We start from the raw sequence: 26,565 nt of genomic DNA, 5'->3' as shown, positions 1-26,565 counted from the left end.
GCCTAGATGTTCACCAAGGTCAACAGTAAGGTCGTGTCGGTCAATCTGGCGCAGGCCGGTCAGATCATCGCGCGCCGCGGTGCGATGTTGTTCTACACCGGACAGGTGTTCTTCCAGCCCCACCAGATTCCCGGTATGGGCGGCGGCGGCATGGGCGGACTCGCCGGAATGGCCGGTCGAATGATGCAGGGCGAACACGAAGCCACGATGATCGCGCAGGGCAATGGCACCGTGCATTACGGGTACCGCGGCCTCGAACTGGAGGTCGTCGATTTGGGCACCGGGAGCGGAGCGAGCGGGCCCGGTCAGTACAGCCAGGGCGGCGAGATGCGGGTCGAGGCGTCCCGGCTTCTGGCCTACACGCAGGGGCTGCAAGCGTCGGTCGTCTCCACGACATCGTCAGGTGGCGGGGGTGGCGGTGGCGGCGGTCTGATGGGTGCATTGCGTTCGGCCGCAAGCGGAGTCGCGACCGGGCAGGGCATGTTCACGACGCAGCTGACCGGCGTCGGTACCGCGGTCATCCTCGGTCACGGTGGTTTCATTGCGCTGCCGGTTTCGCCCAATAGTCCGCTGACGGTCGATCCCCAGGCGTTCGCGGCATCGGTCGGGCAGATTCAGACCAACCTGCGCTCCACCGTGAGCTTCCGCAATATGGGCCGCACGGGCGGCGAAGCCTTCCAACTCGACTGCACCGGACAGGGTGTGGTCTTCGTCCAAGCATCGGAGCACCGGCTGTGAGTCACCCATCAGGGAGCCAACTGAATACGGTGTGGAGTCCCAACAATCTCCCCGTTGACGACAACATCCCCGACAATCAGTACTCGTTCTGCATCGACCTGGCGAAGCCCTGGTTCCTGTCCAAGGGCGCGATGATCGCCTACTACGGGCAGATGAATTTCACGTCATTGCAGCACGGACTGCAGGGTCAGTTACTGCAGATGGTGTCGCAACAATTCTCCGCGCCGCTCTATCTCGGCGACTATGTGGTTGCCGAGGGTCACGGCAAGCTGATCATCGGCGACCGCGGTTACGACATCAATTCCTACGATCTCGAAGACAATGGCAACCTGACCATCCGGGCGTCGAATCTGCTTGCGTTCGAACCGAATCTGACGTTGAACCAGTCGATCGTGCCGGGCTTTGTGACACTCGTGGGCACCGGCAAATTCCTGGCGTCGTCTAATGGGCCGGTCATGTTCGTAGAGCCGCCAGTGCGCGTCGACCCGGAGGCGATGGTCGGTTGGGCGGATTGTCCGTCACCGAGTCATCACTACGACCAGGCCTGGGTATCGAGTTTCATCGCCGCCGCGGGACACGGTTTGGGTGTGCGGTCCGGTGAGGAGCGGCAGTTCGACTTCACCGGGGCCGGAACGGTTCTGGTGCAATCAAGTGAGAAGGTCATCAACGATCAGCATGTGATTCGTAACATCACCGGGCAACTTCCGGGGATCTCGACGTCGGGTCTACAGCAGATCAACTCGCAGATACAGCAGCAGTTGGGTCAGCAGCAGTAGACCCGACGTCGGACTATCAGACGCTCGCGGTCTCCAGCGCTTGTTCGCGACGGCGTCGGATGATGCTCGACACCAGCGCGGCCGCGATCAACACAACGCCGATGAGTCCGGTGACGACCTCGGGGATATGCGTCCCGCCCAGCGAGTACAGCAGGATGAACGCCAGGGCGCCGATCGCCCAGTGGGCGCCGTGCTCCAGGTACACGTATTCGCTCAGCGTGCCCTTGCGGACCAGATAGACCGTCAGCGAACGAACGAACATCGCGCCGATGAAGCCGAGGCCGAGCGCGATGAGGATCGGATCCGCTGTGATCGCGAACGCACCGATGACGCCGTCGAACGAGAACGAGGCGTCGAGGACTTCCAGATAGAGGAATAGGAAGAAGCCGGCCTTGCCGGTAGCCTTCGCCAGCTCTGACGGCCCGCCGGATTTCTTTGTCGCAACGGCCTTTTCGTCGAGTTCTTGTTCGATGTCCTCTTCTTCGATGTTGAACAACTCGCCGAGTCCATTGACCAACATGTAGGTGATCATGCCGAGGGAGCCGGCAATCATCACCGTCGCGCGGTGGTCGTCGTCGACGAGGAAGGAAGCGGTGCATACCAGCAAGACGGTCGCGATGACCACTTCGAGTGAGTCAAGTTTGCCGATGCGCTCAAGTGGGCGTTCGATCCAGGAGAGCCAGGTGAGTTCCTTCTCTTCCAGGACGAAGCCGAGGAACAGCATCAACAGGAACATGCCGCCGAAGGACGCTATCTGCGGATGGGCGGCGGTGATCAGCGATTCGTAGCTCTCCTGACCCGATCCCTCGGGCGGTGGGTTGAGGGCTAGATCAAGTGCGTCAACGGGATTGAGTCCCGCGGTGATCCACACGATCGCCAGCGGGAACACCAACCGCATGCCGAATACGGCGATCACGATGCCGATGGTGAGGAAGATCTTCTGCCAGAACTCGCTCATCCGCCGCAGCACGGTGGCGTTGATGACCGCGTTGTCGAAGGAGAGTGAGACTTCGAGGATGCCGAGGATGGCGACGAGAGCTAAGGCCTCCCAGCCGTCGTAGAGAACGGCAACCACCAGAGAGATAGCGGTGATGAGAAACGATAAGCCGAATATGCGGATAACCACGATGGCCTTTCATGCATTGGTCAAGGGGTAGAGCCGGGCCGACTGTGCATTCACGGCAAATCAGACCCTGGTGTGCGCAAAACCGCCGACGCTGCGGAAATATCCGATCAGCGCCGGCGGTTCGACGAAATCAGTTGTTGCGCTTAGACATTCACGCCGAAGTCGCGGGCGATTCCGGAAAGGCCGGATGCGTAGCCCTGCCCGATGGCGCGGAACTTCCACTCCGCACCGTTGCGGTACAACTCACCGAAGATCATGGCGGTCTCGGTTGAGGCGTCCTCGGAGAGGTCGTAGCGGGCCAGCTCGTTACCGTCGGCCTGGTTCACGACGCGGATGAACGCGTTGCGGACCTGTCCGAAGGACTGACTGCGAGCGCCGCCTTCGTAAATCGAGACCGGGAAGGTGATCGAATCGACCTCGGCCGGGACGGCGGCCAGGTTTACCTTGATGACCTCGTCATCGCCTTCGCCCTCGCCGGTCAGGTTGTCGCCGGTGTGCTCGATGGAACCCTCGGGGGACTTCAGGTTGTTGAAGAACACGAAGAAGCCGTCGTTGACGATCTTCTTATCGGTGGTGAGACCGATCGCGCTGGCATCGAGGTCGAAATCGGTGCCGGTGGTGGTGCGGACATCCCAGCCGAGGCCGACCGAAACCGCAGTCAGTCCGGGGGCTTCCTTGGTCAGCGAGACATTCCCGCCCTTGCTCAGGCTCACGCCCATGAGTCGTTCCTCCAATTGTCGATCCACGGTTGCGGATGTATTTTGCGCACTAATCCCACCCTAGGTGAGACGCATGACACCAGGCCATCGTACAAGTGAATGGCACGTCTTCGCCCAGAGCGGAAAATCCGGGCATTTCCCGCGCGCTGCCGTCTGATCCTGGAACTGTCCCGTGACGCGAGCAGATGGCGATATGGCGCCTGCTCCTGCTGGCGGGACAGTTCCGGACGCTGCAGACTTCACGACGAGTAGCCTCACCCCTAGACGACCGGGCGGGGCCGGTCGAAAGATCTTTGGGAGTGAGGTCTCATGAGACTCAGCGGTCGTGATCGGCTGAACGCTGTGGGCGTTGGTAAACACTGGTTTCGGTGGGTAGCGAAACACGGAGCGGCCCGCGTCGGATTCCGCACGATGTCGCGTCGCGGCGACCCCTACGCGCAGTTCATGACCGGCGCGGGCGGCACCGATGATCCATATCCCGCCATCGAGCGGATCAGGGCCAACGGACCACTGGCGCCCGGTCTGGCCGGACTGGTGACCGCCGACTATGCCGTGACCCGAGAAGTGTTGCGCGACAAACGGTTCGTCACTTTGGCAATCGGCAATCTACCACTGCCGGCGTCGATCAAATGGATCTTCCGCGTCACCGAGCCGGGCCTGCCCAACCCCGTCGAGTCACCCGCGATGCTCGCCGTCGACCCGCCGGTACACACCCGGTATCGCAAGCTGGTGTCTCGGGCGTTCACGCCCAGGGCCCTGGCTGTACTCGACGCTCGAATCCAGGAAGTGACCGAACAACTGCTCGACGGCCTGGAGACCAAACCGAGGGTCGACCTGGTGGCCGATTACGCCGCGAAACTACCGGTAGCGATCATCGCCGAAATGCTCGGTGTGCCGTTGGAACACGCGCCGAAACTGCTGAGATGGGGAGCGCACGGATCGGTCCTCCTCGACGTCGGCATCAGCTGGGCTGCCTACCGTCAGGCTTCGGACAGTCTCGTCGCATTCGATCGCTTCCTCGACGACCACATCGCCTCGCTACGCGCATCGGGCAACGATGGCATCTTGGGGACCGTCATCGCCGAGGGTGATCTGAATCCACGCGAACTCAAGGCGACAGCCGCCCTATTGCTCGGCGCGGGTTTTGAAACGACGGTCAACCTGATCGGCAACGGGATCGTCGCATTGCAACGACACCCCGATCAACTCAATGTACTGCGGTCAGATCCGTCGTTGTGGCCCAACGCCATTGAGGAGATCCTTCGCTACGACAGTCCGGTGCAACTAACTGGGAGAGTCGCCAAAGAGCGGATCGAGTTGCCGCAGAGGACAATTGAGCCGAATGAAGTGGTAGTGACACTCATCGGCGGCGCGAATAGGGATCCGGCTATCTTCAACGACCCGGCGAAGTTCGACGTCGCACGGGATAACGCGCGCGACCATCTGGCCTTCAGCAGCGGCGTTCACGCGTGCCTTGGCGCTTCACTCGCACGTATGGAGGGCGTCATCGCGCTGCGGTCGCTGGTCGAACGCTATCCGGATCTGCGACTGACCGGCCCGCCGGTACATCGGGGACTGATCAACTTGCACGGGTATGAGAAGTTGCCCGCACGGGTCGGCACGCGGAGCCGAGCGAGTGCGTAACGCCGTAACCGGGCTGGGCTATTTCATGCCGTGCGGTAGGCCGAGCATCTCAAACAATGCTCCTCTCGCGGCGGCGACGTAATAGGACAGAACTCGTGATTCCGATACCTGCGGGTCGGTTATCCACCAGCGCCCGAGTTGTTCGGCCGCACCAGACAGCACCGAAGCCAGGGCGATCAGCGTCTCCCCTTCGGCGTCGGGAAAATACCCGCGCAACGCGCCCGCGGTCATCTTCACGGTATGCGCCCGCAGTTGGACGAGTTCGTCGGCGAGATGCCCACCGACGCCGGCCGATGTGGCGAACAATAGCCGCCAACGCTGCGGGTTCTCAGCGATGAGCTCGAAATAGACTCGCCCGCCCGCTTCGATCTTGGCGTCCCAGTCGGTGCTCGGAACACCGATCTTCTCGATCAGCGCTTGCTCGAAAAGCGTGCGCGCTCGTCGCACGCATGCGAGAAAAATCTCGTCCTTGGTGCCGTGATGCTGATAGACCATCGCCCGACTGACGCCAGATGCTTTCGCGATCTTGTCGATGGTGGTGCCTTCATACCCAAATTTGCTAAAGGTCTCCTCGGCGATGTCGAGCAGCTGAGCCTCCCGTTTAGCTGCCGTGAGCCGGACCCGTTTCTCTGGTTGAACTTCCGTTCCTTCGGTCTGGGGCACAGCAGACATTCTAGTCGCGACCTCTGACCGCGCCCCGCGGGGCGATCAGCTGCGGGGACTCACGTGATACTCCTGGCGCGGTCGACCGGTGCCGCCGTACCGAAGGCTCATCCGCAGACGCCCCGCCGCGACCAGATTCGCGAGGTGCCGCCGGGCTGTCGGGGCCGCGATACCGATCCGTGCGGACACCTCGTCGGCGAACAGTCCCGTATCCGGATCATCGAACAGAGCCAGGATTCTTTCCTCGGTCGGCGACGCGGGCGCATCGCGCTCACGGTTACGCGTTCCGAATCTCATCGCAGACAACGCTTCATCAACTCCGCGCTGATCCACCTCACTGCTGGCCAGCAGCCGTCGATAATGTGCGTATCCTGCCAGCCGGCGAGCCAATTCAGTGTCGTCGAATGGTTTGATCAAATAGGTGAGTGCTCCCGAGCGGGTGGCCCGACGAATCGCCTCACCATCGGACTCAGCCCCCAGAATGAAACAGTCACAAGGCAATTCGGCTATCAGCTCGATACCGGAGCCATCGGGCAGGTAGACGTCGAGTAGTGCCAGATCAATCCGCGACACGGACGGATCGTCGAAAACAGCACGAGCCTGAGCGGTGGTGCCGACCTGCACACTGACCCGAAATCCACGTACCGCCTCGACTATCGCGGCGTGGAGTCGGGCCACGCGGAAGTCGTCGTCGCAGATCAACACCCCGAGTTCGCCGGGCCGCTCATCCATCTCTGTCTCCTAACTCGTCCGGGTCATCAAGTGCCCCAGGAAATTTGGCTACGAATACTGCTCCGCCCAGAACGTCAGTGCTCGTACCGTCTCGCTCCGCGAGCCATACGTCGCCGCCGTGCCGCCGACAGATCTGCCGCACCAATGCCAATCCCATCCCGCGGCCACCCGGCACCGCGTGGTCGTCCTTGGACGTAACTCCCTCGGTGAAAATCGCTTCCGGATCGACGAACAGTACGCCCCCGCCCGAGTCCGTGACGGTGATCCACAAGGTGTCGGCGTCGGTCAAGAGTTCCACCTCAACCCGCTTGGGTTCCGAATCTGCCTGAGCCGCAGCATCTATCGCATTGTCGATAAGATTGCCGACGACCGTCGTCACCGCGACCGGGTCGGCCAGAGTGCCGGCCACCCAGGTCTGCGGGCCCAGACCCAAGGTGACTCCGCGCTCGCGCGCGATCGTAGCCTTGGCATCGAGAAACGCGGCGAGATGCGGCTCGCCGACGTTATCGATACCTGCCAATTGCTCTGCACGCGAACCTGATCCGGTGAGTTCAGTCAGGTACGCGAGGGCCTCGCCGACATTGTCGTGGCGGAGCAGTCCCGCCAGTACGTGCAATCTATTCGCCGTCTCGTGGCGTTGCGCCCGCAATGCCTCGCTCATCGAACGAATGGCATCGAGTTCGCGGGTGAGTTTCTCGACATCGGTGCGGTCGATCACCGACATGACCATTCCCAAATCCCGGCCGTCGGCGCGCACCCGATGCGAACTCACCAGAACTATTCGTTCGCCAACCGTTGCAGCGACCGGCACCGCCTGCGGCTCGTCGAGAAGGCGCCGCAGGCGCGGAGTCAAGCCAATCTCGTCGCAAGCCGTCCCGATCGGCGAATCGATCGAAAGCAGCTGTCGCGCTTTATCATTCACGACGCGAAGTCGCCCGGCGGCATCGACTGCCAGCACTCCGTCGGCTAGTGCGTGCAACACGGCACGTTGCTCGCCGACCAGCGCGACGAGTTCATCGGGCTGCAACCCCAAGGTGAGGCGCCGCCAGCGGCGAGCCAACAGCGTCGCGCCAATCACACCAACAGCCAACGCGGCCGACGCGAGACCGATCGTGACCGCGATGTCACGCTTGGTGGCCTCGGCAACCTTTTCGGTGGAAATGCCAACGCTGACGAAGCCGATTACCGTTCCGTCGGCGGCGCGGATGGCAACTTTGCCTCGCACCGACTCGCCGAGGGTGCCCCGGTCGGTGTCGGCGACGTCGTTGCCCGCGAGCACCGCGCTGGGATCGGTTGACACATGTCGGCCCAGTTCGGCTATCTCTGGATGCGCGACGCGGATTCCATCCCGGTTGGCGATGACCACGAACAGCACTCCGGCGCGGCGCGCGACGTCGACCGCTTCGTGTTGGAGTTCTCCATCAGCAAGTGCCGCGGCATCGAGGTCGACGCCCTGATTCGCGGCGAGAAGCCGCGCGACGTCGGGGTCACCGGCGACCGCGTGGGCCACCGCTACCGCTCGCTGTGCGTACTCGTCGCGCATATTGTCGTCGACTTTGCTGATATGCCAACCGAATCCGACGGCCAGACTCAGCGTGATCACCACCACCTGCAGGATGAGTACCTGCGCGACCAAGGACAGGCGACCGGGCATGGTGTGAGCCTAAAGGCTGGCGATCGTGGATCAGAACGGAATGGCGCCGACGAGGCAACCCACCACCAACATCACGATGGACACCACCGCCGCGCGCCAGAGGACCTTCTTGTGGTGGTCGGCCAGCGGCACGGCAGCTAGCGCTACCAGCAGCAGGATGGCCGGCACCAGCGGGCTCTGCATATGAACCGGTTGGCCGGTGATCGACGCCCGAGCCATCTCGGCTGGGTCGATGCCATACTTCGACGCCGTCTCGCTCAGCACCGGCAGCACCCCGTAGTAGAAGGCGTCGTTGCTCATCAGGAAGGTTAGCGGGATGGACAACAGGCCTGCGACGATCGCCAAGTGTGGTCCCATCCAGTCCGGGATGGCGCCGGTCAGCCAATGAGCTAGTGCGTCAACCATTCCGGTGCCGGTGAACACGCCGGTCAGTACCGCGGCGGCGAGCACCATTGCAACCACCGACACGATCGACGAGGAATGCCGAGTGATGGCGGCCTGCTGATCTTTGACCTGCGGGAAGTTGATGACCAGCGCCAATCCGGTGGCGATCATGAACAGGACCGGAATCGCGACGATATCTGCACCGAGCACTGCGAGCAGGCCGATGGTCAGCGCAGCGTTGGCCCACAATAACTTTGGGCGAAGCGTGGCACGATTGGGATCAAGGACGCCACTGAAGGCGTTGGACTCATTAGATTCGCCGGAATCGCCACCGCTGCCGGCCGATCCGCCACTGCGGACGGGTGGAATATTCCGTGACCCCACCGATGCCAGCACCGACTCGCGGATCTCGATCCGTCCGATGCGACGACGTTCCAGCACCCCCAGGTGATAGGAAAATGCGAGCACCACGAGCATCGCGGCGATCAGCGACGGGACCATCGGGACGAATACGTCGGAGGTGTCGATCTTGAGCGCCGATGCCGCACGGGCCGTCGGACCACCCCACGGCAAGATATTCATCGTGCCGTTGGCCAGACCAGCTGTCACGGTGAGGACCACCGGGCTGACGCCGAGTTTCAGGTAGAGCGGCAGGAGTGCCGACGTAACGATGATGAAAGTGGTTGAGCCGTCACCGTCGAGGGAGACGATAGCCGCGAGGACAGCGGTACCCACGACAAGGCGGGCCGGGTCATTGCGGACCAACCGCACCACGGCGCGCACGATCGGGTCAAACAACCCGACGTCGATCATGATGCCGAAGAAGATGATCGCGAAGAACAGCATCGCGGCCGTCGGCGCCAGCTCTTTGATGCCGTCGGAGATCATGTCGCTGATGCCGAGGCCCGCGCCGGCGAAGAGACCGAACGCGGTAGGTATCAGAATAAGCGCGACGACCGGCGTCGCACGCTTCGTCATGATCAGGAACATGAACGTAGCCACCATCGCGAGGCCCAGCGCTACCAACATCGGCTTACTCGATTCACTCTGAATTGTTCGACGGCCACCGGCTGTGGCATCGGGTTGACATGAGTGTCGGAGTAATCCAGGTCACAGTCACGCTTGCGCGCGTAACTCGCGTTTTGATCGTTTTGCTCAGTCCGGCAGCATCGGGGCATCGGCGCCGTGATGACGTCCAACGAGAACCGCCCGCGTGACGGCGTCGACGCCGAATCTGGTGCGCAGGTCGTCCATTGTCTGGTCGAGTGCAGGCTGGTGGTCGTCGTCGAATGGCAAGGCCAGCTGGCAGGTGTCCGCATCGTCGAGGTTGGTTAACGACAATCCGATCAATGTGCAACCGCGGTCGCGGATCAACGGCAATGCGTCGGCGAACAGGCCACGGGCAAGAGCCATAAGAATGTCAGTTCGATCGGTCGCGGTGAGCATCGACCGGGACCGCGTGGCCCGTCCGAAGTCGTCGAATCGCAAGCGCAACACCACTGTTCGGGTGAGCCGGTCCGCCTTGCGAAGCCGTTTCGCCAGACGCTCAACGATCGCGATGAGTGTGGCTTCCAGGTCGGCCGGCGACTTCGGCTTGCGCCCCAGGGCTCGCTGAGAACCGATGGAGCCGCGTCTGCGTCCGGTCTCCACTCGGCGCGGATCTTGCGCCATCGCAAGGGAATACAGATGCCGACCCGATGCGCGGCCGAGGATTCCGGATAGATTCCGCTCGCCTAGCTCGGCCAGATCACCGACCGTACGCACGCCGGCGTCGGCGAGTTTGGTTTCGGTGATCGCTCCGACACCCCAGAGCCGGCGGACCGGCAAGGGATGTAGGAAGTCCAACTCGGCGTCGGGCGAAACCTCAAGCAGCCCATCGGGTTTGCCGACAGCGCTGGCAACCTTCGCGAGGAATTTGCTGCGCGCGATGCCGACCGTGATCGGCAATCCGACGTCGGCGCGGACCCGGGCACGCAACGTCGTGGCTATCTCAACCGGCGACCCGGATATCCGCCGCAGGCCGCCAACGTCGAGGAACGCCTCGTCGACTGAGATGCCCTCGACGATCGGCGTGGTGTCCCGGAAGATGTCGAAGACCTGACCGCTCGCCGCTAGGTAGGCGTCGAAGCGAGGCCTGGCCATCACCGCCCCCGGGCATAGTGCCATCGCCTCCCGCCCCGACATCGGGCAGCGGACACCGAATGCCTTGGCCTCATAACTCGCCGCCACAACGACGCCTCCGCCGACGAGGACCGGTCTGCCACGTAGCGCGGGATTGTCACGCTGCTCGACCGAGGCGTAGAACGAGTCAAGGTCAGCATGCAGTATCGACGCTTCACTGCGTTCCTCGCGGGTGATTCTCACGAACATATGTTCGCATCAGGGTGTGACAGCTTATGCGGCAGCTCTTTCCACGGTGTGCACCAGCGAACCGATTCCCTCGATCTCTACTTCGACGGAATCACCCGGATGCAGAACCCCCGCTCCGGCGGGAGTGCCGGTCAGCAATACGTCCCCTGGTTCAAGCGTCATCAGCGAGCTCACCTCCGAGATGAGTTGCGGTACCGAACGCACCAACTGCGAGGTATTCCCCTCCTGACGGATCTGCCCGTTGACTCGAGTCCGGATCACTACATTGGTCGGATCCAGATCACGTACGACGCGTGGCCCCAATGGGCAGAAGGTGTCAAAGCCCTTTGCCTTCGACCAGTGACCGGTCGCGGTGCCCACCTCCCAGGCGGTCACATCGTCGGCGCAGGTATAGCCAAGGACTACCTCGCGAAAGTCGTCCGGCCGGACATTCTTACAGCGCATTCCGATGACTACCGCGAGTTCCCCTTCGAAACGCACGTCCCCTATCCCCGGTGGCAATTGGACGGATTGACCCGTACCAACCAGGGATGTCGATGGTTTGAAGAAGACGGCCAGCGGCGTCGGCGGTGCGCCGTCCACATCGACACGATCAGAATAGTTTCGCCCGATCACGATTATCTTGCCGGGACGATCCGGGAGGACCGAAGCCGGCGAATCCCAGCCGAGCAGTGCGGCGCTAGGCGAGGACACCGAAATTCACCTGCCACTCTCTGATCGACGAATGTTTGACGTACCCCGCCCGGACGTACGGGTCGGCGCCGAGGACTTCAGCGAGCGCCGCCCGATCCTGGACGCGATATATCAGCAATCCCGCATTGTCCTGCGGGAGTGGTCCACCGGCAACGAGAATTCCCCGGTCGGCCAGGTCGCTGAGGTGGGCCTTATGCTCGGCGTTCACCGGTTCGCGACCGGCGCGGTCCACGGCATAGTTCCATTCCACGATAAAGACTGCCATCGGTTTTGTTACCTTTCCTAGTTCGGTTACCTGACTCAGATCCAGATTCCGCCGTTGACGTCGGTGACGGTGCCAGTGCTGTACCCCGACTCTTCAGAGCAGAAGTGCGCGACACTGCCGGCGGCTTCGCTCACCGTGCCCATCCGACCCATCGGGATCTTCGACAACACCGCGGCCTTCTGGTCCGCGGGCCGACGTTCCCATGCCCCGGCCACGCGATCGGTCGCGATCGGACCGTGTGCTACGACGTTGACCGTGACCCCCCAGGGGGCCAACTCGTAGGCCGCCTGCTTGGTAAAACCGATCACCGCGGCCTTCGCGGCAACGTAGGCGGCGTTATTGAAATGGCTGTACGTGCGGCCGCCGGCCGACGAGAAGTTGACGATTCGTCCGTATCCGGCCTCCTTCATCGCCGGCACGCACAGACGTGTAGCGGTAAGGACCGGCACCAGATTCTCGGCCACCGATTGACGGATGAAGTCCTCGTCCAGCTCGGTGACCGGAATGACGCGAGTGTCGCCACCGGTTCCGTTCACGAGGATCGACGGCGTCCAGTCGCCCTCCAGCGACTTGATCTGGTGTTCGGCGCTTTCCACATCGAGGATGTCTCCGACGATTACCTCGACTTCGGTGATATCGCTGAGTTCGGTGGCAAGCTTCTTCACCGCCGCATCATCACGGTCGAAGAGAACCAGTCGCTCCGACTTGTCTGCCAGCCGGCGTGACAACTCACTACAGATTCCGCCCGCGGCGCCGATGATCAGCGCGGTGTGCTGGGTCATGGATATATCTCCTCTTGGTATTCGCGAAGGTTAGTACTGCCTGGGATGACTCAGACGAGGGTCGGACAGTGAGTACGAAGAGCGGGCGACGGAATCACTCCCAGACCGATTCCGTCGAATTCCGGTGCGAGATGTCGGGTGCGATCAATGCGGTACGGCGGATATGTCAGCGGCGGATCGAACCATTCGTCCTGACGCCCGGCCTCGACCGCGAGCAAACCCGATAGGTGCGTCGCGAGAATCCGCCCGACGACCCACAGCGGGCCTATTTCAGCCACCTGCACCCCAACCTGAAGGCCAAGGCCGCAGGATCGCGCTGCCATCGCAACGCGAAGAGCCGGGAGCAGGCCACCGCATTTCGATACTCGGATATTGATCGAATCCGCCGCCGCGAGATTGGCCGCGGTCTCGACATCCCCGCTGTCGATCGCCGACTCGTCGAGCATGATCGCCATGCCGGTCCGCTCACGGATGGTTCGCAGATCACCCCAGCTTCTGGGCACGGTCGGCTCTTCGAGCCAATCCACGACGCCACCGAGTAGTTCCGCCGCGAGCAGACTCTGCGGTCCATCCCACGCACCATTCGCGTCGACCGACAAGGTCACCGCGCCAGCGCTCAGAGCCGCCAGCCGAGTACGAAGTTCGCGAGCCCGCTCCGCAGTATCCGACGGCGACGCCGAGGCTTTGAGTTTGACGTGGCGAAGGTTGGCGGCCGCCGCGGGCGTCAAGGAAGAGATCGCGTCGCGCTCGGTATTGGCAAGGTCGACTACCAGCGCCACCGGTCGCGGGGTCGGCAGCGGCGCGATCAACGCTGTCGAGTTGACGAGCAACGGTGACACCGCAGCGACGACATCGCGCAACGGGTGGCCGAAGAGTCGACACCAGGCGTCCAGCAATGCGGTCTCGAGGGCTGCCGCAGCGGCCGGGGCCCGGTGGAGTCCTCCCAGCAGTCGCGGAATATCCAGCGCCATCAGGAATCTCGGCCCGTCCTCGAATGACGCACCCGATTTCCAGAGATCGGTCAGGTGATCCAACAGCAGCCTGCTGCCCGCACCGGCCAATGCCTCGCTCGCCGACTGGCTGGTTTCCCCGGTGACATACGGTCGTGGTGCGCCTTCACCCCAGCCGACCGCACCACCGATGTTGCATTGGATCAGAACTGACTCGGCGTGAGCGCGAGCGTGCGCCGCGTGCGAGAAGGGCCGCAGCATCGGCACCCGCGCCGTGCTCACCACTGGCTCTCGCCGGACCGCCGTGTCAGGCACAACGCACGCTCATCAACGACTCGGGCGGTCGGGCGGCCGACACGAAATCCGATGTCCACGAGATGAGTCGGTCTCGCACGCTGGTATAGAGCAGGTAATGCCGATCGGTCGGAAGCATCGCGATCTCCCCCTGGCCCAAGGTCAATCGGATAAACGTGTTCTGCGCATCGTCTAGATCGATGATCGGATCAGACGTTCCAGAGATGAACGCCGCCGGAATTCCTTCGGTCAGGGCCGGTGTATCGGGAGCGAGATAGATCGACTCCAACTGCAATAGTGCCGACTTCGACTGTCCGGTCAAAGCTCTGATCGCGAGGTCGTCTTCGTCGATGAATGTGCGGTACCGCGTATTGGCGGTGAAGTCCGAGGCGGCCAGTTCGACGGCCCGCGGCTCCTGGCCCTCGTCGACCGCGAGTGCTCTCAACTGGTCGGCAGAAAGAGTGGCGTGCAGTTTGCCCAACCACGTCGAGCAGAATATGGCGGCATCGTATCGGGTGCTCAGTCCGCCGGATTTGAGCAATGCCGCGAGAAATGAGCCGCCCAGACAATGGCCGAAGAGTCCGAGCGGTACATCCTCGCCAATCAGGCGCTCGACCTCGGATAGTGCTGCGATATAGTCGCCGATGCTGGTAGCAGCGTCGGGTATCACGCCCCGTGCGCCGCCACTTGTGCCGCTGCCCCGTCGGTCAAGCACAAATAGTGCGACACCGCGTTCGGCGAACTGCTGCCCGGTCTCCCACAGCCAGCCCGCGTGACTTTGTAGGCCGTGAAAGTAGAAGACTGCCGCTGTTGGTTCGGCGGGCCGCCACACATGCAGATCCAGGGTGACCTCGTCGCGATGAATGGGAATGATCCCCTTGCGGATACTCAGCGCCGCAAGTGAAGTCGATTTAGGCATATTCCGTCCCTTTAGTCGTCGACAGTGTCTTTACCGCCGATATCTGCTGCATAAATGTCGTGTTGCGCTGGAACGGCTTGTATTTGTACTGCGCCGCGCCATCATCGGTCCGCATACTCTCCACATATTCGGCGATCGCAGCATTCTGTACGAGCTGGACCCGAATCGGCCCTAGTCGTGCACTATCCCGCTTGGACGCATATTCGATATTCACCTCGGCCAGCGCCCTATCCACCAATGCGGAAAGTCGTTCGCTGGCGGACGGGGAAGGCGCAGCGGACTCCGCGGTAACCACATAGTGCGGCGGCTCAGCCCACTGCGGGCCGCAGAGGTAAAGACCCAGGTCGACGCCCATCCCAGCAAATCCCTGACGCAACGCCTGGGTCACGTCCGCTTCGGTTAGCTTCTCGCCGGTAAATGAATGGAATACACCGTCGCGTCGAACAAAGTAGACCCAAGGAACACCATTCACCATTCTTTCCACATGGTATATATCGCCGGTCCACAACCGGTACAACCCGTTTCCCTGGGACATAATCAAGTGATAGTCCTGCCCCACTTCAAGCTCGTCGAGGAGCTTTGTCTCTACCGACTCTCCGGCGTCGAGTAATTCGCCGAGCGGAATATCGGCGGGAACAAACTCATAGAAGGCCTGATTAACCGAAAGCGGTTGACTCGTCAGAGTGGCATCGACGGGGATCGCGGTGACGCCTTCTGTTCCGCAACTCATGAATGGCAGCTTGTCCACTCCGGGCATGATCCCGTCGAGTTTGCTCTGGTAGAGGCCCGCACTCCCGGAAAGCCAGCAGCTGTACAGCGTCAGACTTGGCCAGATCTGCGTGAGGCTGAAGTCGGGATCAGCCAGAATTCCTTCGAGCCGAACCGCTTCCTGCGGGTTGGGTGCACCCCACGGCTTTCCGCGTAACGTCCCGTGGAATAGATCGCTTACCAGCTGGTCGCGGTTCTGGTAAATCAGTCCGTGGAATGAAATAAGGGTGCTCGGGTTGATCGCCGAGATATACCGTAGATCTTTGCCGAGCAGGTGGCGAACCCGGTGGTACATCCGTTCTTCGTGTTCGGTCGGAACATCCTCGTCGAACCAGGGTGCGTGGTACCACGGCGGATTCCAATCACCATCGTTCAACGGTGGATTTCGATTGCTCACCGCCTGGTACTCGACGCCGTGCACAAAGTCGCGCGCGGCCTCCCGGACGGTCTGCGTATCGAGCGTGGCATATGGCTCGTCCAGCAATTCGGGGTGGAGATGAAGGTAGGTTCCCCACATCGCCCGAATCGCCGGCATCCGGTACGCGATCAACCAATGCAGTGTGTAGGGAACGAGTTTCGGTCGACCAGTTGTGCCACTTGTCCGAAGCCACCGCAGGACCGGGCTACAAGTGAGGACACCACCTTTTGTATGCGCTTCCCGGTCCAGCAGCGGAACGAAATCCTCATATCGCATTATCGGCAGGGTTCGGCGAAACGATGCTTTGAGCTGCTCTGAATCTACCGACTTCAGCGCGTCGAAGCCCTGCTCGCGCCAGTGCGCCGAGGCAAAACTGATTTCAACTATGTCGGCCAGTACCCGATCCTGAACCGCCTCAGGCGTCGCAAGATCCGCGAGTAACGCCAGACGAGCAGTGAGGCATTCTGACAGAAAATCGTCTCGACGGTCGTTCCAGAAGCCAATCCACGCGGGTTTCGCCGGATTCTTAGTGAAACTCCATGCTTGTGGCATGTCTTCCTCACAATTCGATTGATGGGTTTAGCGAGTAACAGCTTCTTTGCTGCGCAAATCGAGCAACCACACAAGGCAAATGCAGCCACCGATAGCAGCGCCGAGAATGGAGACACCACCCCAGCCGTGCGTGGAGTAGGCCAACGAAGCCAGGGCTGATCCCACGACACCGCCGGTGAAATAGCAGGTCATATATGCGGAGGTAATGCGATTGCGCGCCTCTGGCCGGATGCGATAGATCTCGCTCTGGTTGGTGATGTGTAGCGCTTGGCAAGCCAGGTCGAAGCCGATAATTCCGATGATCAGCAAGATCAACGAATGCTTACCGAAGCCCATTGGCACCCACATCACGATGGAAACGACGCCGCAGATTCCGGTCACCAGCCGAGCGCCACCGCGGTCGGCGAGCCGGCCCGCCATCGACGCTGCGACCGCCCCGGCGACTCCCGCCAGGCCAAACAGGCCGATAGTGCCCTCACTGAACTCGTATGGCGATGCGGCGAGCATCAACGCGATCGGAGTCCACAGAACGCTGAAGCCCGCAAATGCCAAGCCGCCGTATAGAGCCCGCAAGCGCAAGACTCGCTCGTCACGGAACAAAGTGGCGACCGAAACGAGCAGCGCGCCGTATCCCAGGTCCGAGCTCGGCGGTTGTAGGGGCAGCCTGCTACGCAGTGTCACCGCGAGGATGAGCATCGTGGCCGCCGCCACCCAGAACACGGTCCGCCAGCCACCCAATTCGGCGAGGTAACCGGCAACAGTTCGGGCCAACAGAATGCCGAGCAGGAGTCCGCTCATCACCGTTCCGACGACTTTGCCGCGGGTCTCCGGATCTGCCATACCCGCTGCCACCGCGACCAGCATCTGGGCCGTTGTGGAGAACAGGCCCACGATCGCGCTGGCGGTATACAGGATCCCCGCGTTGGGCGAGATCGCCATCACCGCGAGCGCCACCGCGCTCAAAATGCACATGGAAGTGACGAGCATTCGCCGCTCGAATAGATCGCCGAGCGGAACCAGGAACAGCAGACTGATCGCATAGCCGATCTGGGTTGCGGTGACGACCAAACCTGCCCCGGAGGTACTCAGCCCAAGGTCACCACGAATCAGTTCCAACAATGGCTGCGCGTAATACAGACACGCGACCGAAAGTCCTGTTCCGACGGCGAGTAGGAGCATTGTTGGGCGGTCAATACCGGGTGCCTTGCCAACTCTATTGTCGATAGTTCTCGTACTACTTCCGTTCACAATATTCCCTCTTCCTGATACCGATGCGACGACTGGACGCGCGCACGGATCGCGAGGCGCTGGTATTACGTCGGCTATTGACGGTCGCACTCCGGCGAGCGATTCCCCGCCTTGTGTAACCACGATTGCTTTCGTAGGAAGAACGCTACGACCAAACAAGGTAGCTATGGCAAAGAAGCCGACAGCACTGCGACAAAGTTGCGGCAGACTATCGGCAAGAGAGTGTTAAGGAATTGATAAGTTACTTGTCGGCCAGCGGGCCGATGGCCTCGCCCGCACCCTGCGACAGTCGGCTATCGCACTACCTGTGCCGGCACGACCAGGCGAATTCGCGCGTCGAGGCCGACTCCGTCCTTGCCCGGCAGTAGATCGAGTTGACCGCCGGAGGACGTCACCAACATCGTGGCAATCGAGAGTCCCAGGCCACTTCCACCGTAGGTCGACTCCGGTCGCCATCCCCGAGTTTGCGCCTTCTCCCGGTCTTCCCTGGTCATTCCCGGCCCAAGGTCAATAACATGGATATCGACAAATATGTCACCCGGATCGATTGTGACGACGATCTCACTATGCGAGGGGCTGAACTTTATCGCATTGTCGAGAAGTACATCCAGCGCCTGCTCCAGGGCACCAGGCCGAGTGAGGACGACGAGGCCTGTCTCATTCGGTTTGCGAATGCGGATATGCCGTTCCCAGGCTACGACGATCCAGCTCGACGTTCGGTCCTCTACTACCGAGGCAAGATCTATTTCGATGATCTTCTGCTCTTCGCTGACCACCATCGATATATCCATGATCTCGGACAGAGTCGCCCGAAGCCGATCAATATCTACCAGCGTCTTTCGATAACTGTCCTGGCCGGCTTCATCGATATGCGGGGCGAGATTCTCAAGTCGAAGGCTGAGCGCCACCAGGGGATTGCGCAGTTGGTGCGAGGCATCGGCAAGGAAAAAGCGTTGCCGCTCGATCAGCGCGTGGACAGTGTCGGCGAGGCGATTCACGTGCGCGTTCAGGGTGCGCAGTTCAACAGGCCCCTGATGGACCGATATCCGCTCCACATCCTGCCCACGGACTAGTGCGCGCACCGCGGTTTCCGCGTGGCGAATCGGGCCAAGCGCCCACACCGACAAGGCCCACACCATTGCTGCCGTACATGCCAGCGCGAATACGGTAGCCAGGCCGAGGACGGTCCAGCGCTGTTCGATGGTCCGGCGAAGCTCTGCGGTCGGCACTCCGATCACGAAGGCGTAGTGATGTCCATCTGCCAGCTGCCATTCCTGGGCGATGACCAGCGGCTTGGCCGGATCGGGTAGAAGGCTGCCCCGCTCGATTACATTCTCTCCGTCGAACGCTCGACGTGCCGCCCATTTCGTCTCTTCGCTGAATCTGTCGGCGTCGGGTCCACTCTTCACCACCACGTGGCCGGAGTCGTCGAATACCGACACCGCGGCACCGTGATTCGACGAGAAGTCCCGAACTATGGTCGGCATTTGCGGCATCTCGGACTTCGAGAGTCGAAGAATCGGGGCGATCAAATAGGCGCGGTCGAGTTGTCCGACATTCTTCATCTCCGACCACTCATATTGAGCAGTCAATATGGCGAATGGGATCCCGAGGACCGCGATAATCAGGGTAACCAGACTTAAGTTGGCAATCAGATATCTCTTGCGCACGTGTCAGTCACTTACTTTGACGCGAAATCCGACGCCGCGAATGGTCTCGATGTAGGAAGCATTGCCCAGTTTACGTCGCAGTGCGTTGACGTGAACGTCCAAGGCTCGAGACGATCCGACCCAGTCGGACCCCCACACCACCCGCCCCAACTGATCCCGGTCGAATACCGCTCCCGGATCGGTGAGGAGAGCCACCAGCAGGTCGAATTCCATCCGCGTCAGGTCGACTTCCGCACCATCTACACGCACCCGACGTTGCCGTTGATCGACGGTGATTGGGCCCACTTCGATGAGACGCTCGGCGCTGTTCGACTCGACAGGCGGTGTACTCGCGGTACCGGCCCTTCGCATTAGGGACTCGATGCGGGCGGTGAGTTCCCAGAAGCCGTACGGCTTGCTGACAAAGTCGTCGGCTCCCGATTTGAGGGCGAGCACCCGGTCCATTTCCTCGACCTTCGCGCTTACCACGATGATCGGCACGGTCGATACCCGACGAATACGTCGGCACACTTCGAGCCCATCGAGATCAGGCAGGCCCAGGTCCAGAAGAATCAGGTCGACGTCGCCATGAGCACGGATCGCCGACTGTCCATCCGACACCCTCGAGACGATGCCCCCCTGACGCCGAAGCGCGGTCGACAACTCTTCTGCGACATCAGAGTCATCCTCTACCAGCAAGATCCGCACCGCGAACATCCTCCGACCCGCTCCCGCCAGTTTCACGATCGTCAAGTATGAATGCGATTCCTTCGGTCATCGCTACGCAAACGGATCGTACACGCGGAAATACTGATCGGAGACCCGAGGAATACGAACGCATGACCCGGGGCGGCGACTGTCGAGACGGTCATCACACTCGACCACCGGCGTCTCCGCCGTCGAATCCCACAGGGTCGAGGACGTTGCCTGCGGCGATCACGACGTCGGTGTCATTAATTGTGAACGCTCTGAAGAGCAGCCCCGGCTGGAGTTCGTGTGCGGCGTCGGCTTCTCGAGCATGGTGGACGACAGACTCGGCAGCCGCAGTCTGTAGTTGCACAGGGATTGGTTGGTTCCGAGGCCAAGTTTGATTGCCTCGTCCTTCAATAGGGCGACCACGGTAGCCACCGTTCCATCGGCGAACGTCCGAGTAACCGAATACCGAGGGTCCTTCCTCAACCGTGGCCCATCGCGCCGCCGCGAGACTTTGGGGACTTCGACGGCGAACTGATGACCGGCTGTGCCCCAGTGGTACCCCAATTCCGCCGACACCGACGACCGCTAGCCAGTCCTCACAGCCAACTAGTCCGCCCACCCAGCCGAAACATCGCAAGGGCCCAAACAGGTCAGTCCGCGATTGCGTGGACGCGACCGGGAACGTACTATTTGGCTATAGCCAGCCCATTGAGGTGGGTCTGGAAGTGAGCCACAGGATTACTCGCCGGACGACGAGGCCTGTGGCTCGCGGCCTTTCCAAGGTCAGATGGTGTGCAGCTCGACAGCCTGACCTAGGGCATCCAAATATTCGGTGTTGCCTACCCGGTCTTGGACGACGGCGCCGCAGACGATGTCCGCGGCCACAATGCTGGCTCGATACGGCCAACCGCGTGTTCAATTCGCAGTGTCGACTCCACCGCCCGCTGAGCTCGCAGCATCTGCAACGTCGACATGTCACTGTCATCGAGCTGGCCCGCGATTCCAGAGTGATGGTGGAACAGGGCATGTGCGCCAGATGCGGCAGCAGAAACTCCATGCATTTGCGGCGGTGCCGGCGGTCGTTGGCACCAGCTTCGATGTGGACTACCACGAAGCTGGTGACCGGGAGCTCTGCCACAGCGCGCACCAGTGCGACGCGACGTTCATGCTGACTCCCGTGCCAATGGACCTTGGGTTCCCCAATCCGTAGCCCCTCCATGGTCTTACGGAGCTCAAGGACATCGTCTTCTTCACAGAGCGCCGCCGCCATCAGATACACGCCCGGGTCCAAGTCTGGGCGTGATCCACTCTCATCGGCCCACGCGGTCAGCATGCCCATGAGACTAACCACGAGCTCAAATGCCGGTGGCCGCATGCGTGCATCCCCGCTCGAGCGTCATCAGAAATCCGTTTAGTCATTGGTCTTCTCCCGCAGCGGCTTTGGCTCGGCTAGTCGCCAGGCCCTGCAGCTGTTGGCGCCAGTCGGTACATCCCCGACCTCTTGTAATTGTGAACCCCATAACAACTGCCAGTCCGAACTGGCGTGAGAAAATTTACTATCGCGCACACCCGCACGACACAAGGCCCAAGCAGGTGCCGGATTCGAACATCGCAACCCGTTGACAACGGCACGCACGTTGGTGTTGTCGCACAGTTCACGTTTACCCGGCACACTGGATGTCATGGCCTTCCCCATTCGCATCGGTGTGCAACTTCAACCCCAGCATTCCCCGCAGTATTCGCTGATCCGAGACGCGGTGCGCCGTGCCGAGGACCTCGGCGTCGACGTCGCGTTCAACTGGGATCACTTCTATCCCCTCTACGGTGATGCCGACGGCGCGCATTACGAATGCTGGACCATGCTCGGCGCATGGGCCGAGCAGACGACTCGCGTCGAGATCGGCGCGCTGGTGACGTGTAACTCCTACCGCAACCCGGAGTTGCTGGCCGATATGGCCCGTACCGTCGACCACATCAGCGACGGCCGACTGATCCTCGGTATCGGATCCGGATGGTTTGAGAAGGACTACGAGCAGTACGGCTACGAATTCGGTACTGCTGGTTCACGTTTGAACGAACTCGCCGAGGCCCTGCCCCGGATCGAGAATAGGTTGGCGAAACTCAATCCGGCTCCTACCCGCGACATCCCGGTACTCATCGGCGGCGCGGGCGAGAAGAAGACTTTGAAGCTGGTCGCCAAACACGGCACCATCTGGCATTCCTTCCTCGACGTGGACGAATACCGACGCAAGTCGGCGATCCTGGCCGAGCATTGCGCCGCGATCGAACGTGACCCGGCCACCATCGAGCGTTCGACTGGCGCGGGCGTCCATACCGACAGCGTCAATGATGTGCTGCGGCGCGCCGACGCCCTCGCCGACGAAGGCGTATCGCTGCTGACGGTCGGCGTCGGCGGACCCGACTACGACCTGACCTTGATCGAGGCGCTGTGTAAGTGGCGCGATCAACGAAACGCCAGCTGACCGGGCGGCCGTCCGCGGTCGTCGTCGGCTCGGGTCCCAACGGACTGACGGCCGCGGTAACCCTGGCGAAAGCGGGCTGGTCGGTACTCGTCATCGAAGCTGCCGACCAGATCGGTGGCGGCCTGCGTTCGGCTGAGCTGTTCGAATCCGGCACCGTCCACGATGTGTGCGCCGCCGTTCACCCGTTGGGCCGACTTTCGCCCGCATGGTCTGAGCTGACCGACTGGGGTCTTCAGTGGGTGACTCCTGAAGTCTCCTTCGCCCACGTCTTCGATGACGGCGACGCGCTCAGCATCGAGCGATCGTGGGAGCAGACCCTGGATAATCTCGGCGATGACGCCACCTCCTGGCGCCGGGTATTGGGACCGCTCGGTCGCGATCCCGCGCGACTGATCGCCGAAGTCCTCCAACCTCTGCGGGTTCCCGACCATCCGGGTGCGTGGCTCTCGTTCGGCCCTCGTGCACTCTGTTCGACGGATCTGCTGACTCGGACATTCGCCGATTCGCGCACACGCGCCGTGTTCGCGGCCGTCGCGGCGCACGGGATGCGGCCAACTGGTTCACTCGCGTCCGCGGCGCCGGGCCTACTGCTCGCCGCTGCGGCGTCGGGAGCCGGCTGGCCGGTGGCGCGTGGCGGATCCCAGGCGATTGCCAATGCGCTGGCGCGCCAACTGGTCGCCTTGGGCGGTCAGATCGAAACAGGTTGGCAAGTAACGACATTCGCGAAACTCCCGGCGTCTACCGCAATACTGTTCGACACCTCCCCTACCGCGCTGGCGACAATTCTCGGGGACCGCCTACCGGCCCGATATCGTCGACGCCTGGGCAAATACCGGTACGGGCCGGGTGTCTGCAAGATCGACTATCTACTCGCCGAGCCCATTCCGTGGAACTCCCCCGACCTGGCGCGGACCGCGACATTTCATCTGGCGCCCTCATACGCGGCGATTGCCGCAACCGAAGCCGACGTCGCCGCGGGCCGGCATCCGACTCGACCGTGGCTGCTGGGCGGCGAGCCGACACGCGTCGATCCGACGCGGGCGGCCACCGGACGGCAGGTGGCCTGGGCGTACTGCCATGTGCCGCATGGCTCCGACGTCGATATGGGCGATGTCATGACCGCCGAGATCGAGCGGTGCGCACCGGGTTTCGGCGATGTGGTGCTGGCGTCGCGGGTCACCACCGCCGCCGACTACAGTCGCTACAATCCCAATCTCGTTGGCGGTGATATTGGCTGTGGTGCAAGCGATTTCAGACAGCTGCTAGCGCGTCCGGTGGCATCACCCAATCCGTATGCGACGCCGGTGGACGGTGTTTATCTGTGTTCGTCGGCCACGCCGCCCGGCGGCGGGGCTCATGGCATGAGCGGATACAACGCCGCGCGGGCGGTACTGAGAAAGTTCTGATCGTTAGCGCGGCACGGGTGAATGGGCACAGCCCAACCGCTAGATTGACCACATGGGTTTGCGCACGGGTCTGCCGTTTCTCTCTTCGCTACGGCGATTGTTCGCCGCAACCGTGTTGGCGTTTCTCGCGGCCCTGGTCATCGTGGGTGCGGGGCCCGCGCATGCTGAACAACCCACCCGACTCCCCCAGCAGGTTCTCGACACCGCAAACGCCCTGACCACCGCTCAACGCATCGACCTCCAGTCCGCGATCGACACTCTCTACAACGATGAACAAGTTCAGTTGTGGGTGGTCTATGTGCACGACTTCGGGACACTGTCCGCACAGCAGTGGGCCGAGCAGACCGCGTCGATCAGCGACCTGGGCGACAGCGACGTGTTACTGGCAGTCGCGACCGATGCGCGCGCCTACTACCTCAATGCCCCCGGCAAGATCACCGGCCTCGACGTCGACGCCTTACGGAAGATCAGTACTGACTATGTGCAACCTCAACTGCGCCAAGGCAATTGGGCCCAGGCTGGCATCGCGACGACAGATGGCATCGCCGCTCAACTGCAACCCTCGCATACCGGACTGATCGTCGGCGGAGCCATCGGCGGCTTGGCGATCCTCGGCGGCGGTGGCGCCGTGTTGTACTCGCGGCGTAATCGGCGCCGCAAGAACGACGCGGCCGTAGACGCACTCCGCGACGCGGATGAGGAACTGACCGTCGATCAACTCTCCGCCCAGCCCCTCAGTGTCCTGGATCCGTGGTCCAAAGAGGTTCTCACCGACACCGATAACGCCGTCGCCACCAGTGCCGAAGAACTCGCATTGGCCGAGAGCGAGTTCGGTGCTGTCGACACCACCCCCTTCCGCACTGCGGTTGACCAAGCCCGCACCGGTCTTGCCACCTGTTTCGCGTTGCGTCAGCGACTCGACGACGCCATCGAAGAATCGGATGATGAACGCCGCTCGATGCTGGTGCAGATCATTACCATCTGTACCGACGTCGACGCAGCACTCGACGAACAGGCTGCGAACTTCGACGAGATGCGCAATCTGCTGATCAACGCCGACACCCGGTTCGACGAACTCACTCGCGAATTGGTCGCGGGCCGGGCACGATTGGAACAGGCCGCACCGCTCTTTGCCGACCTCACCGCCAAATACGGTGCCGACGCCCTCGTGTCGATCGCTCACAACATCGAGCTCGCCGCCGAACAATTGGAATTCGCCGACGACAGTGCCGACCAGGGTCGCGAGGCCATCGCTCAACCTGTCGGAAATCAAGGTCCGGCGGTGGCCGCGATCCGATCGACAGAGGGCGCGCTCGCCCAGGCGAACCGCCTACTCGATGCGATCACCAACGCCGAAGGCAACCTTCGCGCGGCCCGCACGCAGCTCCCAGCGCTGATCGCCGAAGTCGAAGGCGAGATCTCCGAGGCTCAAGCGTTGGCCGCGAGTGGCGATGGCGCCGCCGACCTCACCGAAGCACTTGCCGGAGCCCAGTCCGCGGTGACGTCGGCCCGAACGAACGCGGTCAACGACCTACTCGGATCTTTCACCACCCTGGTCCAGGCCGACGCGGTGCTCGATTCGACGTTGGCGTCAGCTCGTCAGCGATCCTCCGAACGCGTCCGCCGCACCGAGTTATTGGCCGCATCACTGACTGCAGCGTCGGCAAAGGTCTCGGCGGCAAGCGATTTCGTAAACACCAGGCGCGGTGCGGTCCAGGCGACGGGGCGCACTCGACTGTCGGAGGCGCAGCGGTTACTCGAACAAGCTCAGCAGAGCTCGGCCGACGGCAGCCCCGACGGGGTAACGCGAGCCATCGAATTGGCCCGACAGTCCGGCAGCCTCGCCGATCAGGCACTGATGGCCGCACAAGCCGACGTCGTGTCGTGGCAGCAGGCCGAGTCGACGAATCTGTCCTCCAACTCGTCGACAGCGGGAGCGGTATTGGCCGGCGTGCTGGTGGACAGTTTCCTTCGCGGAGCCTCGAATAGTTACGGCGGCGGCTTCAGCAGCGGTGGTCGCTCGCCGGGCTCATTCGGCGGCAGCGGCACGGCCGGCCGCATCGGAACCGGCGGCCGCTTCTAATTCTCCCTCGCATGTAGGGGTTAGGTCTCTCACACTTGGTTGATACTTCGAGTACCTAAGTATTAGGTTTACTAGGTGTCCGTTGACAATGCTGAACTCGCCGCCGAGCTGCGCCCCGTGCTCACTCGCCTCTATCTGTCGTTGCGACGCCACACTCCCATCACCGAGTACACCGCAGCGCAGGCGTCCGCCCTGGCGACCCTCGTCGACCACGGCGCGATGCGCATGGGCGAACTGGCCGAGCGCGAATCGATTCGGATGCCTACCGCGACCAGCCTGGTCGACGGCCTGATCCGATCAGAACTGGTCACCCGCCGCGCCGATCCCACCGATCGGCGCGCGGTCGTGATCGAACTCACCGCACGCGGGCATCAGGTCCTGGAACGGGTCCGCGCCGAGCGCGACGACGCCGTAACCGCGGCCCTGTCGGGACTCAGTGATGACCATCGAGCCGCTCTCGCCAACGCGACCGGGGCCCTCAAGGAATTGCACAAGAAGGTCGAAGAGCTCTGAGCGAGCCGATCTAAGTTTGAAAGAAGGTAGTCGTGCTCAA

At 62.1% G+C, this 26,565-nt stretch carries 25 protein-coding genes; 7 read left to right on the top strand and 18 right to left on the bottom strand.

All coding sequences use genetic code 11. The annotated features are described in order from the left end of the window. Positions 1-6 precede the first annotated feature (6 nt). The gene (locus AAFP29_RS00360) at positions 7-738 is read left to right on the top strand and encodes an AIM24 family protein (protein ID WP_419215317.1); all 732 of its coding nucleotides are present in this window, start codon (positions 7-9) and stop codon (positions 736-738) included. 20 nt (positions 739-758) lie between these two features. After that, entirely contained in the window at positions 759-1,514 is a 756-nt protein-coding gene (locus AAFP29_RS00355; protein ID WP_419216305.1) for an AIM24 family protein, read from the top strand. 16 nt (positions 1,515-1,530) lie between these two features. Here AAFP29_RS00355 and AAFP29_RS00350 read toward each other — a convergent pair whose 3' ends face one another. Together AAFP29_RS00350 and AAFP29_RS00345 are read right to left on the bottom strand one after the other, a co-directional pair. Beyond that, positions 1,531-2,640, bottom strand: a complete 1,110-nt coding sequence (locus AAFP29_RS00350; protein ID WP_419215316.1) for a DUF475 domain-containing protein — start codon at positions 2,638-2,640, stop codon at positions 1,531-1,533. A 143-nt stretch (positions 2,641-2,783) separates the two neighbouring features. Next, the gene (locus tag AAFP29_RS00345) at positions 2,784-3,359 is read right to left on the bottom strand and encodes a TerD family protein (protein WP_419215315.1); all 576 of its coding nucleotides are present in this window, start codon (positions 3,357-3,359) and stop codon (positions 2,784-2,786) included. 309 nt (positions 3,360-3,668) lie between these two features. Here AAFP29_RS00345 and AAFP29_RS00340 point away from each other — a divergent pair, with 309 nt between their 5' ends. Then, positions 3,669-5,003, top strand: a complete 1,335-nt coding sequence (locus tag AAFP29_RS00340; RefSeq protein WP_419215314.1) for a cytochrome P450 — start codon at positions 3,669-3,671, stop codon at positions 5,001-5,003. 18 nt (positions 5,004-5,021) lie between these two features. On the opposite strand, the gene AAFP29_RS00335 is transcribed toward AAFP29_RS00340, so the two are convergent. The 16 genes from AAFP29_RS00335 to AAFP29_RS00260 form a co-directional block, all read right to left on the bottom strand. Beyond that, the gene (locus AAFP29_RS00335) at positions 5,022-5,666 is read right to left on the bottom strand and encodes a TetR/AcrR family transcriptional regulator (protein ID WP_419215313.1); all 645 of its coding nucleotides are present in this window, start codon (positions 5,664-5,666) and stop codon (positions 5,022-5,024) included. 45 nt (positions 5,667-5,711) lie between these two features. After that, positions 5,712-6,398, bottom strand: a complete 687-nt coding sequence (locus AAFP29_RS00330) for a response regulator (RefSeq protein WP_419215312.1) — start codon at positions 6,396-6,398, stop codon at positions 5,712-5,714. Then, positions 6,391-8,052: an ATP-binding protein gene (locus AAFP29_RS00325; protein ID WP_419215311.1), complete on the bottom strand. Its 1,662-nt coding sequence runs from the start codon at positions 8,050-8,052 to the stop codon at positions 6,391-6,393. The genes AAFP29_RS00330 and AAFP29_RS00325 overlap by 8 nt, the downstream gene beginning before the upstream one ends. A 30-nt stretch (positions 8,053-8,082) precedes the next feature. Then, the gene (locus AAFP29_RS00320; RefSeq protein WP_419215310.1) at positions 8,083-9,465 is read right to left on the bottom strand and encodes a CitMHS family transporter; all 1,383 of its coding nucleotides are present in this window, start codon (positions 9,463-9,465) and stop codon (positions 8,083-8,085) included. 126 nt (positions 9,466-9,591) lie between these two features. Then, positions 9,592-10,800 (bottom strand): DNA polymerase IV, encoded by a 1,209-nt coding sequence (dinB, locus tag AAFP29_RS00315; RefSeq protein WP_419215309.1) that lies wholly within the window; start codon positions 10,798-10,800, stop codon positions 9,592-9,594. Between the two features lie 30 nt (positions 10,801-10,830). Then, a complete protein-coding gene (locus tag AAFP29_RS00310; protein WP_419215308.1) occupies positions 10,831-11,499 on the bottom strand; it encodes a fumarylacetoacetate hydrolase family protein in 669 nt (222 codons plus the stop codon). Continuing rightward, entirely contained in the window at positions 11,486-11,764 is a 279-nt protein-coding gene (locus AAFP29_RS00305) for a YciI family protein (RefSeq protein WP_419215307.1), read from the bottom strand. The genes AAFP29_RS00310 and AAFP29_RS00305 overlap by 14 nt, the downstream gene beginning before the upstream one ends. 35 nt (positions 11,765-11,799) lie before the next feature. Continuing rightward, positions 11,800-12,546, bottom strand: a complete 747-nt coding sequence (locus AAFP29_RS00300; RefSeq protein WP_419215306.1) for an SDR family NAD(P)-dependent oxidoreductase — start codon at positions 12,544-12,546, stop codon at positions 11,800-11,802. Positions 12,547-12,596: 50 nt separating this feature from the next. Next, positions 12,597-13,811 carry an enolase C-terminal domain-like protein gene (locus AAFP29_RS00295; RefSeq protein ID WP_419215305.1) on the bottom strand — a complete coding sequence of 405 codons (1,215 nt, stop codon included), beginning with the start codon at positions 13,809-13,811 and terminating at the stop codon, positions 12,597-12,599. Then, complete coding sequence (locus AAFP29_RS00290) at positions 13,804-14,709, bottom strand: alpha/beta hydrolase (RefSeq protein WP_419215304.1); 906 nt, start codon at positions 14,707-14,709, stop codon at positions 13,804-13,806. The genes AAFP29_RS00295 and AAFP29_RS00290 overlap by 8 nt, the downstream gene beginning before the upstream one ends. After that, entirely contained in the window at positions 14,702-16,447 is a 1,746-nt protein-coding gene (locus AAFP29_RS00285; RefSeq protein WP_419215303.1) for a GH3 family domain-containing protein, read from the bottom strand. The genes AAFP29_RS00290 and AAFP29_RS00285 overlap by 8 nt, the downstream gene beginning before the upstream one ends. Positions 16,448-16,474: 27 nt before the next feature. Next, positions 16,475-17,695: an MFS transporter gene (locus tag AAFP29_RS00280; protein WP_419215302.1), complete on the bottom strand. Its 1,221-nt coding sequence runs from the start codon at positions 17,693-17,695 to the stop codon at positions 16,475-16,477. A gap of 293 nt (positions 17,696-17,988) precedes the next feature. Further along, positions 17,989-19,365, bottom strand: coding sequence for a sensor histidine kinase (locus AAFP29_RS00275; protein ID WP_419215301.1), 1,377 nt, complete (start codon positions 19,363-19,365; stop codon positions 17,989-17,991). A 3-nt stretch (positions 19,366-19,368) separates the two neighbouring features. Further along, the gene (locus AAFP29_RS00270; protein WP_419215300.1) at positions 19,369-20,088 is read right to left on the bottom strand and encodes a response regulator transcription factor; all 720 of its coding nucleotides are present in this window, start codon (positions 20,086-20,088) and stop codon (positions 19,369-19,371) included. 127 nt (positions 20,089-20,215) lie between these two features. After that, positions 20,216-20,404: a hypothetical protein gene (locus AAFP29_RS00265; RefSeq protein ID WP_419215299.1), complete on the bottom strand. Its 189-nt coding sequence runs from the start codon at positions 20,402-20,404 to the stop codon at positions 20,216-20,218. Between the two features lie 475 nt (positions 20,405-20,879). After that, positions 20,880-21,101 (bottom strand): hypothetical protein, encoded by a 222-nt coding sequence (locus AAFP29_RS00260; RefSeq protein ID WP_419215298.1) that lies wholly within the window; start codon positions 21,099-21,101, stop codon positions 20,880-20,882. 621 nt (positions 21,102-21,722) lie between these two features. Here AAFP29_RS00260 and AAFP29_RS00255 point away from each other — a divergent pair. From AAFP29_RS00255 to AAFP29_RS00240, 4 genes are all read left to right on the top strand, one after another. Beyond that, a complete protein-coding gene (locus AAFP29_RS00255; RefSeq protein WP_419215297.1) occupies positions 21,723-22,523 on the top strand; it encodes an LLM class F420-dependent oxidoreductase in 801 nt (266 codons plus the stop codon). After that, positions 22,496-23,929, top strand: coding sequence for a phytoene desaturase family protein (locus tag AAFP29_RS00250; RefSeq protein ID WP_419215296.1), 1,434 nt, complete (start codon positions 22,496-22,498; stop codon positions 23,927-23,929). Before AAFP29_RS00255 ends, AAFP29_RS00250 begins: the two co-directional genes overlap by 28 nt. 52 nt (positions 23,930-23,981) lie before the next feature. Further along, positions 23,982-26,012, top strand: a complete 2,031-nt coding sequence (locus AAFP29_RS00245) for a TPM domain-containing protein (protein ID WP_419215295.1) — start codon at positions 23,982-23,984, stop codon at positions 26,010-26,012. 75 nt (positions 26,013-26,087) lie between these two features. After that, positions 26,088-26,525 carry a MarR family winged helix-turn-helix transcriptional regulator gene (locus tag AAFP29_RS00240; protein ID WP_419215294.1) on the top strand — a complete coding sequence of 146 codons (438 nt, stop codon included), beginning with the start codon at positions 26,088-26,090 and terminating at the stop codon, positions 26,523-26,525. Positions 26,526-26,565: the final 40 nt, after the last annotated feature.

The sequence above is a fragment of the Gordonia sp. CPCC 205333 genome, assembly GCF_048537885.1.
GTDB lineage: Bacteria > Actinomycetota > Actinomycetes > Mycobacteriales > Mycobacteriaceae > Gordonia.
Note: the sequence above shows the minus strand (reverse complement) of the source record. Positions and strands in the feature narration are given on the sequence as shown.